The sequence below is a fragment of the Micromonospora coerulea genome, from assembly GCF_016598485.1.
Lineage (GTDB): Bacteria > Actinomycetota > Actinomycetes > Mycobacteriales > Micromonosporaceae > Micromonospora > Micromonospora coerulea.
Window position 1 is genome coordinate 65,798 of sequence record NZ_JAEMUW010000017.1, and the last position, 13,983, is coordinate 79,780.

Annotated in this window: 12 protein-coding genes and 1 pseudogene; 7 read left to right on the forward strand and 6 right to left on the reverse strand. The window is 74.2% G+C overall.

Annotated features, from left to right (window positions below):
• Nucleotides 1–155: 155 nt before the first annotated feature.
• On the reverse strand, nt 156–1,184 hold the full coding sequence (locus I8N68_RS21555; protein WP_200213422.1) for a LacI family DNA-binding transcriptional regulator: 1,029 nt from the start codon (nt 1,182–1,184) through the stop codon (nt 156–158).
• A gap of 340 nt (nt 1,185–1,524) precedes the next feature.
• Here I8N68_RS21555 and I8N68_RS21560 point away from each other — a divergent pair, with 340 nt between their 5' ends.
• Nucleotides 1,525–3,564, forward strand: coding sequence for a glycosyl hydrolase family 28-related protein (locus I8N68_RS21560; protein ID WP_200213220.1), 2,040 nt, complete (start codon nt 1,525–1,527; stop codon nt 3,562–3,564).
• Between the two features lie 88 nt (nt 3,565–3,652).
• On the opposite strand, the gene I8N68_RS21565 is transcribed toward I8N68_RS21560, so the two are convergent.
• Nucleotides 3,653–4,117, reverse strand: coding sequence for a DUF5709 domain-containing protein (locus tag I8N68_RS21565; protein ID WP_200213221.1), 465 nt, complete (start codon nt 4,115–4,117; stop codon nt 3,653–3,655).
• A 245-nt stretch (nt 4,118–4,362) separates the two neighbouring features.
• Here I8N68_RS21565 and I8N68_RS33675 point away from each other — a divergent pair.
• The 3 genes and pseudogenes from I8N68_RS33675 to I8N68_RS21575 all read left to right on the forward strand — a co-directional run.
• A pseudogene (locus I8N68_RS33675) lies at nt 4,363–5,427 on the forward strand (NAD(P)/FAD-dependent oxidoreductase); the annotation flags it as partial.
• A 118-nt stretch (nt 5,428–5,545) separates the two neighbouring features.
• Complete coding sequence (locus I8N68_RS33680; RefSeq protein ID WP_307812918.1) at nt 5,546–6,022, forward strand: NAD(P)/FAD-dependent oxidoreductase; 477 nt, start codon at nt 5,546–5,548, stop codon at nt 6,020–6,022.
• Nucleotides 6,019–7,491, forward strand: coding sequence for an ATP-binding protein (locus tag I8N68_RS21575; protein ID WP_200213222.1), 1,473 nt, complete (start codon nt 6,019–6,021; stop codon nt 7,489–7,491). The genes I8N68_RS33680 and I8N68_RS21575 overlap by 4 nt, the downstream gene beginning before the upstream one ends.
• A gap of 64 nt (nt 7,492–7,555) precedes the next feature.
• Here I8N68_RS21575 and I8N68_RS21580 read toward each other — a convergent pair whose 3' ends face one another.
• Nucleotides 7,556–8,386, reverse strand: coding sequence for a siderophore-interacting protein (locus I8N68_RS21580; RefSeq protein WP_200213223.1), 831 nt, complete (start codon nt 8,384–8,386; stop codon nt 7,556–7,558).
• Nucleotides 8,383–9,405 carry an ABC transporter substrate-binding protein gene (locus I8N68_RS21585; protein ID WP_200213225.1) on the reverse strand — a complete coding sequence of 341 codons (1,023 nt, stop codon included), beginning with the start codon at nt 9,403–9,405 and terminating at the stop codon, nt 8,383–8,385. The genes I8N68_RS21580 and I8N68_RS21585 overlap by 4 nt, the downstream gene beginning before the upstream one ends.
• A 210-nt stretch (nt 9,406–9,615) precedes the next feature.
• On the opposite strand from I8N68_RS21585, the gene I8N68_RS21590 reads away from it, so the two are divergent.
• The 3 genes from I8N68_RS21590 (at nt 9,616) to I8N68_RS21600 (ending at nt 12,427) form a co-directional block, all read left to right on the forward strand.
• Nucleotides 9,616–10,560: a FecCD family ABC transporter permease gene (locus I8N68_RS21590; protein ID WP_234040343.1), complete on the forward strand. Its 945-nt coding sequence runs from the start codon at nt 9,616–9,618 to the stop codon at nt 10,558–10,560.
• The gene (locus tag I8N68_RS21595) at nt 10,557–11,576 is read left to right on the forward strand and encodes a FecCD family ABC transporter permease (protein WP_200213229.1); all 1,020 of its coding nucleotides are present in this window, start codon (nt 10,557–10,559) and stop codon (nt 11,574–11,576) included. The genes I8N68_RS21590 and I8N68_RS21595 overlap by 4 nt, the downstream gene beginning before the upstream one ends.
• A 65-nt stretch (nt 11,577–11,641) precedes the next feature.
• Nucleotides 11,642–12,427 carry an ABC transporter ATP-binding protein gene (locus tag I8N68_RS21600; RefSeq protein WP_200213424.1) on the forward strand — a complete coding sequence of 262 codons (786 nt, stop codon included), beginning with the start codon at nt 11,642–11,644 and terminating at the stop codon, nt 12,425–12,427.
• A 24-nt stretch (nt 12,428–12,451) separates the two neighbouring features.
• On the opposite strand, the gene I8N68_RS21605 is transcribed toward I8N68_RS21600, so the two are convergent.
• Nucleotides 12,452–12,826, reverse strand: a complete 375-nt coding sequence (locus I8N68_RS21605) for a VOC family protein (protein WP_200213230.1) — start codon at nt 12,824–12,826, stop codon at nt 12,452–12,454.
• 235 nt (nt 12,827–13,061) lie between these two features.
• The gene (locus tag I8N68_RS21610; protein WP_200213232.1) at nt 13,062–13,940 is read right to left on the reverse strand and encodes a winged helix-turn-helix transcriptional regulator; all 879 of its coding nucleotides are present in this window, start codon (nt 13,938–13,940) and stop codon (nt 13,062–13,064) included.
• Nucleotides 13,941–13,983 lie beyond the last annotated feature (43 nt).

A 13,983-nucleotide genomic window follows, 5' to 3' on the forward strand; every position in this document is an offset into this window, starting at 1 on the left:
CTCGTGCACGGGATGTTTCGTGGCGATGACGATACAAAGCTGGACCATGACGCGCAAGAACTGGACCGGGTTATGAAAAACAAGGACTGCGATGGTCCCGGACACAAAAATGGACGGACCCGGGAGGGTCCGTCCTTTTTGCGCGTCGCCCCGCGTTACCCGATTGCCACCCGCGCCGGGCCGGTCGAACCGCGCACCACCAGCTCGGGCTCGAAGAGCAGCTCGTCGGCGAGCACGCCGGCCCCCTCGATCTGCGTCACCAGCAGGTCGACGGCCGCCTGCCCCATCGTCTCGATCGGCTGCCGCACGGTGGTCAGGGGCGGATCGGTGCAGGTCATGAACGCCGAGTCGTCGAAGCCGACCACCGAGACGTCCGCCGGCACCGCGCGGCCCAGCCGGCGCACCGCGCGGATCGCCCCCAGCGCGAGCACGTCGCTGGCGCAGACGATGCCGGTGATCCCCCGGTTCACCAGCTTGGTGGCGGCCACCCGGGCGCCCTCCATGGAGAAGCTCGACCGCTCCACGTACTCCCCCGGGTCGCTCCAGCCGGCGATCCCGCCCATCGCCGCGAGCTTGCGCCGGGACGGGACGTGGTCCTCGGGGCCGAGCACCATGCCGATCCGTTCGTGCCCGAGTGAACGCAGGTGCCCGTACGCCTGCTCGACGGCGACCGCGTCGTCGGTGGACACCCGGGGGAATCCCAGCTCGTCCACGCCCGCGTTGACGAGCACCACGGGCAGCCCGCGGTCGGTCAGCCGCCGGTAGTGCTCATGGGGGGCGTCGGCCAGGGCGTACGACCCGCCGGCGAAGATGACGCCGGAGACCTGGTGGTCCAGCAGCATCTCGACGTAGTCCGCCTCGGAGACCCCGCCGATGGTGCGGGCGCAAAGCGCCGGGGTGAAGCCCCGCTGGGCGAGGGAGCCGGTCACCACCTCGGCCAGCGCCGGGAAGATCGGGTTCTGCAGCTCGGGCAGGACCAGCCCGACCAGCCGGGCGCGCTCGCCGCGCAGCTTGGTGGGGCGCTCGTAGCCGAGCACGTCGAGCGCGGTCAGCACCGCGGTCCGGGTGGCCTCGGAGACGCCGCCGCGACCGTTGAGCACCCGACTCACGGTGGCCTCGCTGACGCCCGCCTTGCGGGCCACCTCAGTCAGCCGTTTCGTCACGGCCGCAATCCTACGTCGGATTCTTGCAAGAAATGAACCACCTGCTGCCGGCCAATGTCAACGACGTAACCGCTTCCGGCCGCCCCACCTGGGAGAACGGCCCCCGCTCCCCCGCCGGGCCCGCATCCGCCTGGCACCGGATGCGCCCCTACCGTGGCGACCCGGGCGGAGTGGCGGACCCGGACCGACGGGCAGCCAGATATCGCAAGATATGAACAAAGCCATGCTTGAATATTTACAACTTGCGGAAATAGCATGAGCGCGCCGAACCCGAAGCCGGCCGCCGGCCTCCGCGTGGGGCGCCACCGCGACGTCCGGGCTGCGGCATCCGTCAGACCAACCCGAGAGAGTGGGTCATCCGATGTACGGAAGCTTCGACCAGGACGCGGCACCGGGACGCGGGCGGCGGCGCGCCGTCCGGGCCGCCGCGGTCACGGCGGCGGTGACGCTGAGCGTGCTCACCGGGGGCGCCGCCGCGGCCGGTCCCCGGCCCACCGGTCCGGCGCCCGTGGTCACCCGGGCCGGGCTCGATCCGTCGCTCGTCGCCGGCCGCGGCGCCGCGGTCGGCTTCGTCGAGCAGGAGGCCGAGCACGCCCGGACCACCGGCACGGTGATCGGCCCGGACCGGGCGGCGTACACGCTGCCGAGCGAGGCCTCCGGCCGCCGGGCGGTCCGGCTGACCCCCGGGCAGCACGTCGAGTTCACCCTGCCGGCAGCGGCGAACGCCATCACCGTCCGGTACAGCATTCCGGACTCGCCGGACGGCGGCGGCAGCACCGCGCCCCTCGACGTCACGGTCGGCCCCGGCCGCGCCCGCACGATGACCCTCACCTCCCAGTACGCCTGGCTCTACAACCAGTACCCGTTCAGCAACGACCCCGACGCCGGGCTGCTGCACCCGGACTGGTGGATCACCGAGTGCTCCTGCGTACCGGCGGCCACCACGCCGGCGCCGACCATCACCACGCCGTTCCGGCCGCACCACTTCTACGACGAGCAGCGGCTGCTGCTGGGACGCACCCACCGGGCCGGCGAGGTCGTCCGGCTGACGTCCCCGCCCGGCAGCTCCGCCGCCTGGACGGTCATCGACCTGCTGGACTCGGAGCTCGTCGGCCCGCCGCACGTCGCGCCGCACGCGGTGAACGCCGTCGCCCTCGGCGCCGACCCCACCGGCCGGCGGGACTCCGCCGACGCGCTGGACCGGGCCATCTCGGTCGCCCGCCACACCCACCGGACGGTCTACCTTCCGCCGGGCACGTACCAGGTCAACCGGCACATCGTCGTCGACGACGTGACGATCGAGGGCGCCGGCAGCTGGTACACGATCGTCCGGGGCCGCGAGGTCACCCTGGACACCCCCGCCCCCGACGGTTCGGTGCACACCGGGGTCGGCTTCTACGGCCGGGACGCCGCGGCCGGCGGCAGCAGCAATGTGCACCTGTCCGGCTTCGCCATCGAGGGCGACGTCCGGGAACGGATCGACGCCGACCAGGTCAACGCCATCGGCGGTGCACTCAACCACTCCACCGTCGACGGCCTCTACCTGCACCACACCAAGGTCGGCATGTGGTTCGACGGGCCGATGACCGACCTGCGGGTCACCAACACCGTCATCGCCGACCAGATCGCCGACGGCCTCAACTTCCACACCGGTGTCACCCACTCGTCCGTCTCGAACAGCTTCGTCCGCAACACCGGCGACGACGGCCTGGCCATGTGGTCCGAGGGGACCGCCAACGCGCACAACACCTTCGACCACAACACCGTGCAGTCCCCCGTCCTGGCCAACGGCGTCGCCCTCTACGGCGGCACCGACAACACCGTGTCCGGCAACCTCATCGCCGACCCGGTCCGCGAGGGCAGCGCCATCCAGGTCGGCTCCCGGTTCGGCGCCGAGCCGTTCACCGGACACCTGTGGATCACCGACAACAGCACCGTCCGCGCCGGCACCTACGAGCTGAACTGGAAGATCGGCCTCGGCGCGATCTGGTTCTACGCGCTGGACCGCAGCATCGAAGCGGACATCCAGGTCGTCGGGGACGCCTTCCTGGACAACACCTACAACGCGATCATGCTGGTCAGCGACTGGCCGGTGAAGGACCAGGTCGCGATCACCGGGGTCCAGGTCCACCACGTGCGGGTCGACGGCACCGGCACCTCGGTGGTGAGCGCCCGTACCGCCGGCTCCGCCTCCTTCGCCGACGTCGACGCCCGCAACGTCGGGGCGGTCGGGGTCAACAACTGCGGGTCGTTCCACTTCACCCCGGCCGGCTCCGAGTTCACCCTCACCGACCTGGGCGGCAACGACGGTGGCTGGCTCGCGCCGTGGATGCTGCCGAACACCATCACCTGCGACGACCGGCCGCCGGTCGTGCCGCCGCCGGCGCCGGCGCCCTGGTGAGTGGGCCACCGGCCGGACGCGGCGGAGCCGCCGAGGGCAGCACCGGCCCTCGGCGGCTCCGCGGTGATCCGTGGGATCTACCCGCCGCTCACCACAGCGGCGTCTCCGACTCGCCGTAGGGCTGCTCGACCAGGTGCACCGCGGCTTCCTCGGCGCTGGCACCGCCCCCGTCGACACCGACGTCCCGGCCGACGGAGTCCGCCTCGACGTCCTCCCCGAACCCGTCGTTGCTCTCGACGAGCCGCCCGGCGCGCAGGTCGCGGTCGAATCCCCGCCGGGTCAGCTCGTCCTCGTCGCCGTAGGGCGCGGGATCGTCCTCGGCCGAGACGTCGGGCTCCTCCTCGGCGAGCCGCTGAGCCAGCGACTCGCCCGCGTGCTCCTCCGCGGCGGTCGTCCCGAAGCGGTTGGCGCCCGACCAGTGATCGCTCGCCGCGATCCCGACGTCGAGCGGGTCCCCGACGCCGTCGTCGAGCGTGTCGGAACCGTCGAGGACGCCCTCGTCCTCGATGTCGTCGTACTGCTGGACCTCGTAGCTACCGGCATCGCCGCTCATGGGGACCTCTCAACTGGGGGCTGGGCCGGCCGGCGTGCGGGCCGTCGGCCGGGCAGGACATGCGCTGGGCGCGGTCTCGGCGTCGGCTGCCGATGGTATGTCACTTTTCCGCCGGGGCCACGGGCCGGCCCGACCCGGGGGACGCATCCCACAGGGGCTCCGCGCCCGTCACCCTCGGGCGCCGGGCTGGGACTCCCGTCCCCACCAAGTGCACCGCCCGGGGGTGAGGTGGTTTCATGGGCGCCATGGCGAACCCGGTGATCCTGACCGTCGACGACGATCCGGTGGTGTCCCGGGCGGTCGCCCGGGACGTCCGCCGGCGCTACGGCGACCGCTACCGCGTGGTCCGCGCGAACTCCGGGCCGGAGGCACTGGAGGCGCTGCGGGAGATCAAGCTCCGGGGCGAGCAGGTGGCGCTGCTGCTGGCCGATCACCGGATGCCCGAAATGACCGGCATCGAGTTCCTCGAGGCCGCGATGGATCTCTTCCCGGCCGCCCGCCGGGTGCTGCTGACCGCGTACGCGGACACCGACGCCGCCATCGAGGCGATCAACGTGGTCGACCTCGACCACTACCTGCTCAAGCCGTGGCACCCGCCGGAGGAGAAGCTCTACCCGGTGCTCGACGGCCTGCTCGACGCCTGGGCGGCCAGCCCCGACGCCGCCCTCGCCGAGATCCGCGTGGTGGGGCACCGCTGGTCCGCGCCCTCGTTCAAGGTCCGCGACTTCCTGGCCCGCAACCTGGTGCCGTACCGCTGGCTGCTGGTCGAGGAGCCGGAGGGCGCCCGGCTGCTCGACGCCGCCGGGGCCACCGAGGCGGACCTGCCGCTGGTGGTGACCGCCGAGGGCAAGGCCATGGTGGCGCCGAGCCAGGCGGAGCTCGCCGCGCTGGCCGGGCTGACGGTGGTGCCGGCGGCCGACTTCTACGACCTGGTGGTGGTCGGCGGCGGCCCGGCCGGCCTCGGCTCGGCGGTCTACGGGGCCTCCGAGGGGCTGCGCACCGTGCTGGTGGAGCGGCGGGCCACCGGCGGGCAGGCCGGGCAGAGCAGCCGGATCGAGAACTACCTCGGCTTCCCCGACGGGGTGTCCGGCGCCCAACTCACCGACCGGGCGCGCCGGCAGGCGACGAAGTTCGGGGCCGAACTGCTCAGCACCCGCGAGGTGGTCGGGCTCAGCGAGGCCGGTTCGGCCCGGCTGCTGCATTTCGACGACGGCAGCGAGATCGCCGCCCACACGGTGGTGCTGGCCACCGGGGTGTCGTACCGGCTGCTCGACGCGCCGGGGCTGTCCGACTTCACCGGCCGGGGCGTCTTCTACGGCAGCACCGCCACCGAGGCGCCCAACTGCGTCGACCAGGACGTCTACATCGTCGGGCGGGGCCAACTCCGCCGCCCAGGCCGCCGTGCACTTCTCCCGGTACGCCACCCGGGTGCACCTGCTGATCCGGGGCGCCGACCTCACCGCCTCGATGTCGCGCTACCTGATCGACCAGCTGGAGCGCATCGACCGGATCACCGTGCACCCGCACACCACGGTCGTCGGCGCGACGGGCGAGGACCACCTGCGGCAGCTCACCCTCTGCGACGCGCGCACCGGCGAGACCCGCACCGTCTCGACGTCCTGGCTGTTCATCTTCATCGGCGCCGAGCCGCGCACCGACTGGCTGGACGGCGTGCTGGTCCGGGACCGGCGCGGCTTCGTCGTCACCGGCCCCGACCTGCTCTCCGGCGGGCAGCGTCCGCCGGGCTGGCCGCTTTCGCGCGACCCGTACCACCTGGAGACCAGCCTGCCGGGGGTCTTTGCCGCGGGTGACGTCCGCGCCGAGTCGGTCAAACGGGTGGCATCGGCGGTCGGCGAGGGCGCGATGGCCGTATCGCTCGTGCACCGCTACCTGGAGGCCCAGTGAGCACCCCCGCCGACCGGCTGACCCCGGACCAGCTGCGCACCCTGTTCCTTTTCGAGGCGCTCGACGATGGCCAACTCGACTGGCTGGCCGCGCACGGCCGGGTCGAGCAGCGGGCCGGCGGCACCGTGGTCTACGGCGAGGGCGAGGCCGCCACCTGCTTCTTCGTCCTGCTGCGCGGCACGGTCTCGCTGCAGCGGCAGGTCCGCGGCGACGACGTGGAGGTCAACCGGACCGACCAGCGCGGCGTGTACGGCGGGGCGACCCAGGCGTACCTGGACGGGCAGGTCGAGCAGGTGTACCGCAACACCATGCGCGCGGTGACCGACGCGGACTTCTTCGTCCTGCCCGCGGAGAACTTCGCGTACGCCCTGCGAACCTGGTTCCCGATGGCCATGCACCTGCTGGAGGGACTCTTCTTCGGCATGCGGGACAGCCAGACGATCGTCGGAGAGCGGGAGCGGCTGCTGGCCCTCGGCTCGCTCTCGGCGGGGCTGACCCACGAACTCAACAACCCGGCGGCCGCCGCCGTCCGGGCCGCCGCCGTGCTCGGGGAGCGGGTGGCCGGGATGCGGCACAAGCTCGCCCTCATCGCCGACGGCCGGCTGGACGGCCGGGCGTTGCACCTGCTGGTGGAGTTGCAGGAGGAGGCGGTGGCCCGGGTGGCGACCGCGCCGAAGCTGTCCCCGATGGCCGCCGCGGACGCCGAGGACGCGGTGACGGACTGGCTGGAGGAGCACGAGGTCAGCGCTGCGTGGGACCTCGCGCCGACCCTGGTCGCCGGCGGCCTGGACGCGGACTGGCTGGCCCGGGTGCAGCCGGCGGTGGGCCGGGCCGACCTGGCGTCGGCGGTGCGCTGGCTGACCTACACGGTCGACACCGAGCTGCTGCTGCGGGAGATCGGCGACGCCGTCACCCGGGTCTCCAAGCTCGTCGGCGCGGCCAAGCAGTACTCCCAGCTCGACCGGGCGCCGTTCCAGGTCGTCGACGTGCACGACCTGCTCGACGCCACCCTGGTGATGTTCAAGGCGAAGATCCCCGCCGAGGTCCGGCTGGTCCGCGAGTACGACCACCAGCTGCCGCCGATCCCCGCGTACGCCGCCGAGCTGAATCAGGTCTGGACCAACCTGATCGACAACGCGCTCGGCGCGATGGGCGACCGGGGGGTGCTGACGGTGCGGACGTCGCGGGCGGACGACCACCTGGTGGTGGAGGTGGCGGACACCGGCCCGGGGATCCCGGCCGAGATCCGCCCGCGCATCTTCGAGCCGTTCTTCACCACCAAGCCGGTCGGCGCCGGCACGGGGCTGGGGTTGGACATCTCGTACCGGATCGTGGTGCACAAGCACCACGGGGACATCCGGGTGGAGTCCGCGCCCGGCGCGACGGTCTTCCGCGTACTGCTCCCGCTGACCGCCGGGCCGGCCGTCGGCGCGACGCCGGCCTCCCCCGCGGAGCTGCCAGGGCGCTGACCCCGCGGGTCGACAGCGCCGCGTCGCCGTGGGGCGGAAACCCGCCCCGGCCGCCGCACGGCCCTCAGCCGCCGGCGGCCCGTAGCTGCTCCTCCGACAGGCCCCGGCGCCAGTAGCCGGCGAACGTCACGTGCCGGCGGTCCAGGCCGCGCTCGCCGACCAGCTGCCGCCGCACGGCCCGGACCATCGCGGACTCGCCGGCGATCCAGGCGTACGGGGTGCCGGAGGGCAGCGGCGCGGCACGCACCGCGTCGGGCAGCGACCGGCCGTCGCCCCGGACGACCCAGCTCAGCTCGGCCCGGGCGGCGGTGGGCAGCGGCTGGGCGTCACCGGCGTCCGGCACCTCGACGAGGACCCGGGCCGGGGTGCCGGCGGGCAGCCAGCTGAGGATCGACGCCACGGCCGGCAGCGCGGTCTCGTCGGCGACCAGCAGTACCCCGTCGGTGCCGGCCGGCGGGCGGAAGCGGACGGTCCGCTCGTCCGGCGCCGCCGGCCCGAGCAGGGCGACCCGGTCCCCCGGCCGAACCCGCCCGGCCCACCGGGACGCCGGACCGACGTCGCCGTGCCGGACGAAGTCGATGTCCAGCTCGGCCCGTTCCCGGCGCTGCTCCCGGACGGTGTACGAGCGCATCACGGCACGGACGCCGGGATCCATCGCGCGCCAGGCGGTGAACCAGTCCGGCACCGTCTCCGGCGGCAACAGCGGCTCGGACTGACCGGGGTGCGGCAGGAAGAGGGACACGCTCTGGTCCCGGCCACCGCCGGCGAAGCGGGCCAGCTCCGCGCCGCCGAAGGTGACCCGGACCAGGGACGCGCCGACCCGCCGGGCGCCCACGACCGCCGCCCGGTAGAAGCGGTAGCGCGGCGGGGCGGGCGCCAGGGCGGTGCTGCTCATCCGTCCAGCCGCTTCGCGTTCCGGATGGCCGTGGCGAGGTTCTCCAGCAGCGGGGCGGCCCCGGCGTGCGAGAAGCGGGGCACCGCGTCCCACGGGGTGACCTGGCCGGCACGGACCGCGGGCAGCTGCGCCCAGGTGGGCTTGGCCGCGAGGTCGGCCGGCTGCAACGCGGTACCGCGGTTGTCCAGCAGGATCAGGTCGGCCGGGAACTTCCCGGCGTTCTCCCAGCTCAGCGCCTCGAAGTAGGCGCCCTGCTCCAGCTTGGTCGGCACCACGATCTCGACGCCGAGCTCGGCGAAGTACATCAGGTCGGTGCTCACCTTCGGGTTGGACACGTAGAACAGGTCGGGGCTGCCGGAGGCGGCCATCACCCGGATGCCGGGGTTGGCCTTGACCGCCGCGCGGACGGCGTCGGCGGCGGCAGCGAACCGGGCCCAGGCGTCGGTGACCTTCTTGGCCGACAGGTCGGCGCCGAGGGACTCGGCGAGCTGCGCGTACCGCTCGATGGGCTTGGTCATCGGGACCCGGGCGGTGGTGACCGCGACGCTCGGCGCGAGCGGGAGGATCTTCGCCTTGCTTTCGTCCGGCACGTACCAGAGCGCGCCCGGGTCGTACATGTGGGTGACGAGCAGGTCGGGGCGAAGCGTGGCGTACCGCTCCAGGTCGAACTCGCCCCACACGTTGCCGAGGATCTCGACGCCTTCAATGTCGAGGTCGCCGGCCTGCCGGTCGCGGCGGCCGTCGGCGCGTCGGGTCTCGCCGAAGACGCCGACGATCTGCTCGTCGAGTCCGAAGTCGACCAGGGCGGCGGCGACTCCGGTGAAGGCGACGATCCGGGACGGCCGGTTGGCCGCGCTGAGCCGTTCGCCGCGGTCGTCGGTGAAGGACCAGGGGCCGCCGGTGGGCTTCGCGGCGGAGCCGCCGGGGTCGTCGCCGCGGCCGCACGCGGCGAGCAGGGCGACGAGGCCGGCCGCCCCGCCGGCGAGCAGGCTGCGGCGGCTGACGGTGGATTCGAGCATGGCGAGGTCCTTCGATACGGGGTCGGGATGACCATGGACAGCGCCGTTAGGCTAGCCTAACCTAAGTCGCTGTCAACCCCGATCACCCGATTCGCGTCCCCGGAGTCCACCCTGTCCGTCACCCGCTCCGCCCCGCCGTCCATGCCCGCCGCGCCCGTGGCCCGGCCAGCCGGCCGTACCGGCCGCCGGCTCGCCGGCCTGGCGCTCAGCCTGCTGCTGCTCGGCCTGGTCGCCGGGCTCAGCGTGGCCATCGGGGCCAAACAGCTCTCCCCGGCCGAGGTGTGGCAGGGCCTGCTGCGACCGGACTCCCCCGAATACGCGGTGGTGCACCGGATGCGCCTGCCACGCACCCTGCTCGGGCTCGTCGCCGGGGCGGCCCTCGGCGTCGCCGGCGCGGTGACCCAGGCCGTGACCCGCAACCCGCTGGGCGACCCCGGCCTGCTCGGCATCAACGCCGGCGCCTCCGCCGCGGTGGCGACCGCCACCGCCGTGCTCGGCATGACCGCCGGCGACATCTGGTACGCGCTGCTCGGCGCCGCCGTCGTCACGGTCGCCGTGCACGCGGTGGGGGGTGGTCGGGCCGCCACCCCGGCCCGGCTGGCGCTCGCCGGCGCGGCGCTGAATGCCGTCCTCTACTCGTACGTCAGCGCGGTGATGCTGCTCGACGCCGCCTCCCTGGAACGGTTGCGGTTCTGGACGGTCGGCTCGCTGGCCGACGCGCGCGCCGACACCGTGCTGCGGGTGCTCCCCTTCGTCGTCGCGGGCCTGCTGATCGCACTGGCCACCGCCCGGCCGCTCGACGCGCTGGCCCTCGGCGACGACGCGGCCCGGGCCCTCGGCGCCCGACCCGGCCTGGTCCGGGCGGCGGCCACCGCGGCGATCACGCTGCTCAGCGGCGCGGCGACGGCGGCGTGCGGGCCGCTGGTCTTCGTCGGCCTGCTCGTGCCGCACCTGGTCCGCGCGCTCACTGGCCCGGACCTGCGCTGGCTGCTGCCCTACTGCGCGGTGCTCGCGCCGGTGCTGCTGCTCGCCGCCGACGTGACCGCTCGACTGCTGGGCCGACCGGGCGAACTCCAGGTCGGCACGGTCACCGCGGTGCTCGGCGGGGTGCTGTTCCTGCACCTGGTGCAGCGCGGGGCGGGGGTCCGCCGATGATCGTGCTGCGCCCGCCCGGCGGTCGGTCGCTGCGGCTGCGGCCCCGCGCGCTCGCCGTGGGGGCGGCACTGACCCTGCTCGCCGTCGTCCTCGGCGGCCTGACGCTCGTCGGTGTCGACCGCCCCGCACCGGACGTGCCGGCCATCCTCGCCGGCGGTGGCAACCCCGCCGACCGGTTCATCCTGCTCGACCTGCGGCTGCCCCGGCTGGCCACGGCGCTCGGCGTCGGCGCCGCCCTGGGGCTGGCCGGCGCGGTGTGCCAGTCGCTGCTGCGCAACCCGCTGGGCAGCCCCGACGTGCTCGGCTTCACCCAGGGCGCGGCCACCGGGGCCCTGGTCGTGGTAGTGCTGGGCGGCGGCAGCCTGGCCCTCGGCGGCGCCGCCGTGGCCGGCGGGCTCGCCACCGGGCTGCTGGGGTACGCCCTGGTGGGGCGGCACGGCCTGGCCGGTCACCGGGTGGTGCTGGTCGGCATCGGCGTCACCGCGATCCTCTCCGGGGTTAACGGCTACCTGCTGACCCGGGCGCCGCTGACCGACGCCGCCCGCGCCGCACTCTGGCTCACCGGCAGCCTCGACGGGCGGGGCTGGGTCAACGCGCTGCCGCTGCTGGCCGCGCTGGCCGTGCTGGCCCCGGCGATCCTCGCGAGCGGCCGGGCGCTGCGCATGATCGAGCTGGGCGACCACCTCGCCACCGCGCTCGGCGTACCGGTGGGGCGGCTACGGCCGCTGCTGCTGGCGGCGGCCGTGGCCCTGGTGTCGCTCGCCGCGGCCGCCGCCGGCCCGGTGTCGTTCGTCGCGCTCACCGCGCCGCACCTGGCCCGCCGGCTGACTCGGGCGCCGGGGCCGAACCTGCTGCCGGCCACCCTCCTCGGCGCGGCGCTGCTGGTCGCCGCCGACCTGGTGGCGCAGCACGCCATCGCCGGGCAGCAGCTGCCGGTCGGCGTGGTGACCGGGGTGATCGGCGGCAGTCACCTGGTCTGGCTGCTGGCCGTCGGACGTCGATCGGGCCGGCTGTGACCGGCCCTGAACGCGAAGGAGCACCACCCGTGCAGACCGTCCCGTCCCGGCTGGCCGGCCGGGCGATGACCCTGGCGTACGAGCGCCGCACCGTCGCCGAGAACCTGACGGTGGCGGTGCCGGACCACTCGTTCACAATCATCATCGGCCCGAACGCCTGCGGCAAGTCCACCTTGCTGCGCGCGCTGGCCCGGCTGCTGCGGCCGACAGCCGGCGCGGTGCTGCTGGACGGTGGCGACATTCAGCGACGGCCCACCCGCGAGGTGGCCCGCGTCGTCGGCATGCTCCCGCAGTCCTCGGTCGCCCCGGACGGCATCACCGTCGCCGACCTGGTGGCCCGGGGCCGCCACCCGCACCAGGGGCTGCTGCGCCAGTGGTCCCGCGACGACGAGCGGATCGTCGCCGGGGCGATGGCCGACACCGGCGTGGCAGACCTCGCCGACCGACCGGTCGACGAGCTCTCCGGCGGCCAGCGGCAACGGGTCTGGATCGCCATGGCGCTGGCACAGCAGACCCCGCTGCTGCTGCTGGACGAGCCGACGACGTACCTGGACATCGCCCACCAGGTCGAGGTCCTGGACCTGTGCGCCCGGCTCCACGAGGAGCAGGGCCGCACCCTGGTGGCGGTGCTGCACGACCTCAACCAGGCCGCCCGTTACGCCACCCACCTGGTGGCCATGCGCGACGGCGCGGTGGTGGCCGCCGGCGAGCCCCGGCAGGTGGTGACCGCCGCGCTGGTCAAGGAGGTGTTCGGACTGCCCTGCCGGGTCATCGACGATCCCGAGACCGGGACTCCCTTGGTGGTTCCCGCGGCGCCGCGCCGGACCGGGAATCGGCATCAACCCGCATAGCAGCCACAGCCGCCCGAGCGCCGGTCAGAGGTAGAGGCAGAACGGATGGCCGGCCGGGTCGAGGTGCACCCGCACGTCGTCCTGGGGCTGGAAGTCGGCGACCGTGGCGCCCGCGGCCACCGCGTGGGTCGAGGCGGCGTCCAGGTCGTCGACCCGGATGTCCAGGTGGGCCATCATCGGCGGGTCGCCCGGCCGCGCCGGCCACACCGGTCGGACGTACGCCCGCTCCGTCTGGAACGCGAGGCCGGCCCCGCCGCCGGGCGCGCGCAGGGTGACCCAGTCCGGCTCGTCCTCCTCCCGGGTCCAGCCGAGCAGGCGCTCGTAGAACGCCGCGAGTTCGCGGGCGTCGGGCGCGTCGAGCGTGGCGGCGGTCAGGGTCAGTCGAGGTCGATCCGTCATGCCATCGCATACCCCGCAGCACGTCGCCGCCACACCCGCACCGGTCAAGGGGGACGGCGGCTCGCCCGCCCGATCACCCCAGGACAGCGCGGTCCCCCGCGTGACCACCGGCCTCATAAAGTGCGGGTGACGGGTAGGTCGGGCCGGTCGAACACGGCGCCCACGAACCGGGTCCGCAGGACGGTCGCCGGGCGGGGTCGCCGGCGAGGGTGCGTCCGCCGGACCGGGTCAGGTGTCAGCCGGCATGCCGGCGGACCAGGTCCAGCATGTCGTCCACCGAGCCGGCCGGGTCGGTGACCGGGAACTGGACCGCCCGCACCACCGCGTCCGGGTCGATCAGCAGGGTGAGGCGCTTGAACCGGTCCACCCCGCCGGCCCGGAAGGTCGGCAGCAGCAGCCCGGCGGCCAGCCGACCGTCCTGGTCGGACAGCAGCGGGTACGGCAGTCGGGCGTGCGCGGCGAAGGCACGCAGCTGGTCCGGTCGCTGGGTGCTCACTCCCCGCACCGCCGCGCCGGCGGCCAGGAAGCGGTCGTGGCGGTCGGCGTAGGTGCGGGACTCGAGGGTGCACCCGACTGCGCCCGGGATGTCCTCCCAGCCTGGCGGGAGGCCCTGGACGCCGGGGGCGAACGCTCCTGGAAAGAGGTAGAGCACGGTCCACCGGCCGGGCTCGGCAGGTGCCGCCGGGCCGCCGTCGTGTCGGGCCAGGGTCAGGTCCGGCACCCGCCGGCCGACCAGGTGGTGCACCCGGCGTGACTCGGCGGAGCCCGCGTCGGCGGTGGCGGTCAGGTCGCCGTGGCCCATCACGTGCCGGGTGCCCCAGTCCTGCAGGGCGACCAGCACCGGCAGCAGGCCTTCCCCCTTCGCAGTGAGCAGGTAGTCGTGGCGGGGCGGGTGCGCCGAGTACGGCTGGCGGCGCAGCACTCCCTGCTCGACCAGCGCGGCGAGTCGTTCGGCCAGCGCCCGGCGACTGACTCCCAGCTCACGCTGGAGGACGTCGAAGCGGGTGGTGCCGCCGGCGATGTCCCGGATGATCAGGACCGCCCACCAGTCCCCGAGCACGCCGAGGGCCTGCGCGATGCCGCAGTCGGCGTCGCCGAGGTCTTCCCGTCGCATCCGCCACCTCCCGCTGGACCGAAGGCCTCGACTATAGTCCGTT

What these genes read in the sequence shown, in the direction of transcription:
- I8N68_RS21560 (WP_200213220.1), top strand. Translation starts at nt 1,525, where the DNA reads ATGTACGGAAGCTTCGACCAGGACGCGGCACCGGGACGCGGGCGGCGG.
- I8N68_RS21565 (WP_200213221.1), bottom strand. Translation starts at nt 4,117, where the DNA reads ATGAGCGGCGATGCCGGTAGCTACGAGGTCCAGCAGTACGACGACATC.
- I8N68_RS21580 (WP_200213223.1), bottom strand. Translation starts at nt 8,386, where the DNA reads ATGAGCAGCACCGCCCTGGCGCCCGCCCCGCCGCGCTACCGCTTCTAC.
- I8N68_RS21585 (WP_200213225.1), bottom strand. Translation starts at nt 9,405, where the DNA reads ATGCTCGAATCCACCGTCAGCCGCCGCAGCCTGCTCGCCGGCGGGGCG.
- I8N68_RS21595 (WP_200213229.1), top strand. Translation starts at nt 10,557, where the DNA reads ATGATCGTGCTGCGCCCGCCCGGCGGTCGGTCGCTGCGGCTGCGGCCC.
- I8N68_RS21600 (WP_200213424.1), top strand. Translation starts at nt 11,642, where the DNA reads ATGACCCTGGCGTACGAGCGCCGCACCGTCGCCGAGAACCTGACGGTG.
- I8N68_RS21605 (WP_200213230.1), bottom strand. Translation starts at nt 12,826, where the DNA reads ATGACGGATCGACCTCGACTGACCCTGACCGCCGCCACGCTCGACGCG.
- I8N68_RS21610 (WP_200213232.1), bottom strand. Translation starts at nt 13,940, where the DNA reads ATGCGACGGGAAGACCTCGGCGACGCCGACTGCGGCATCGCGCAGGCC.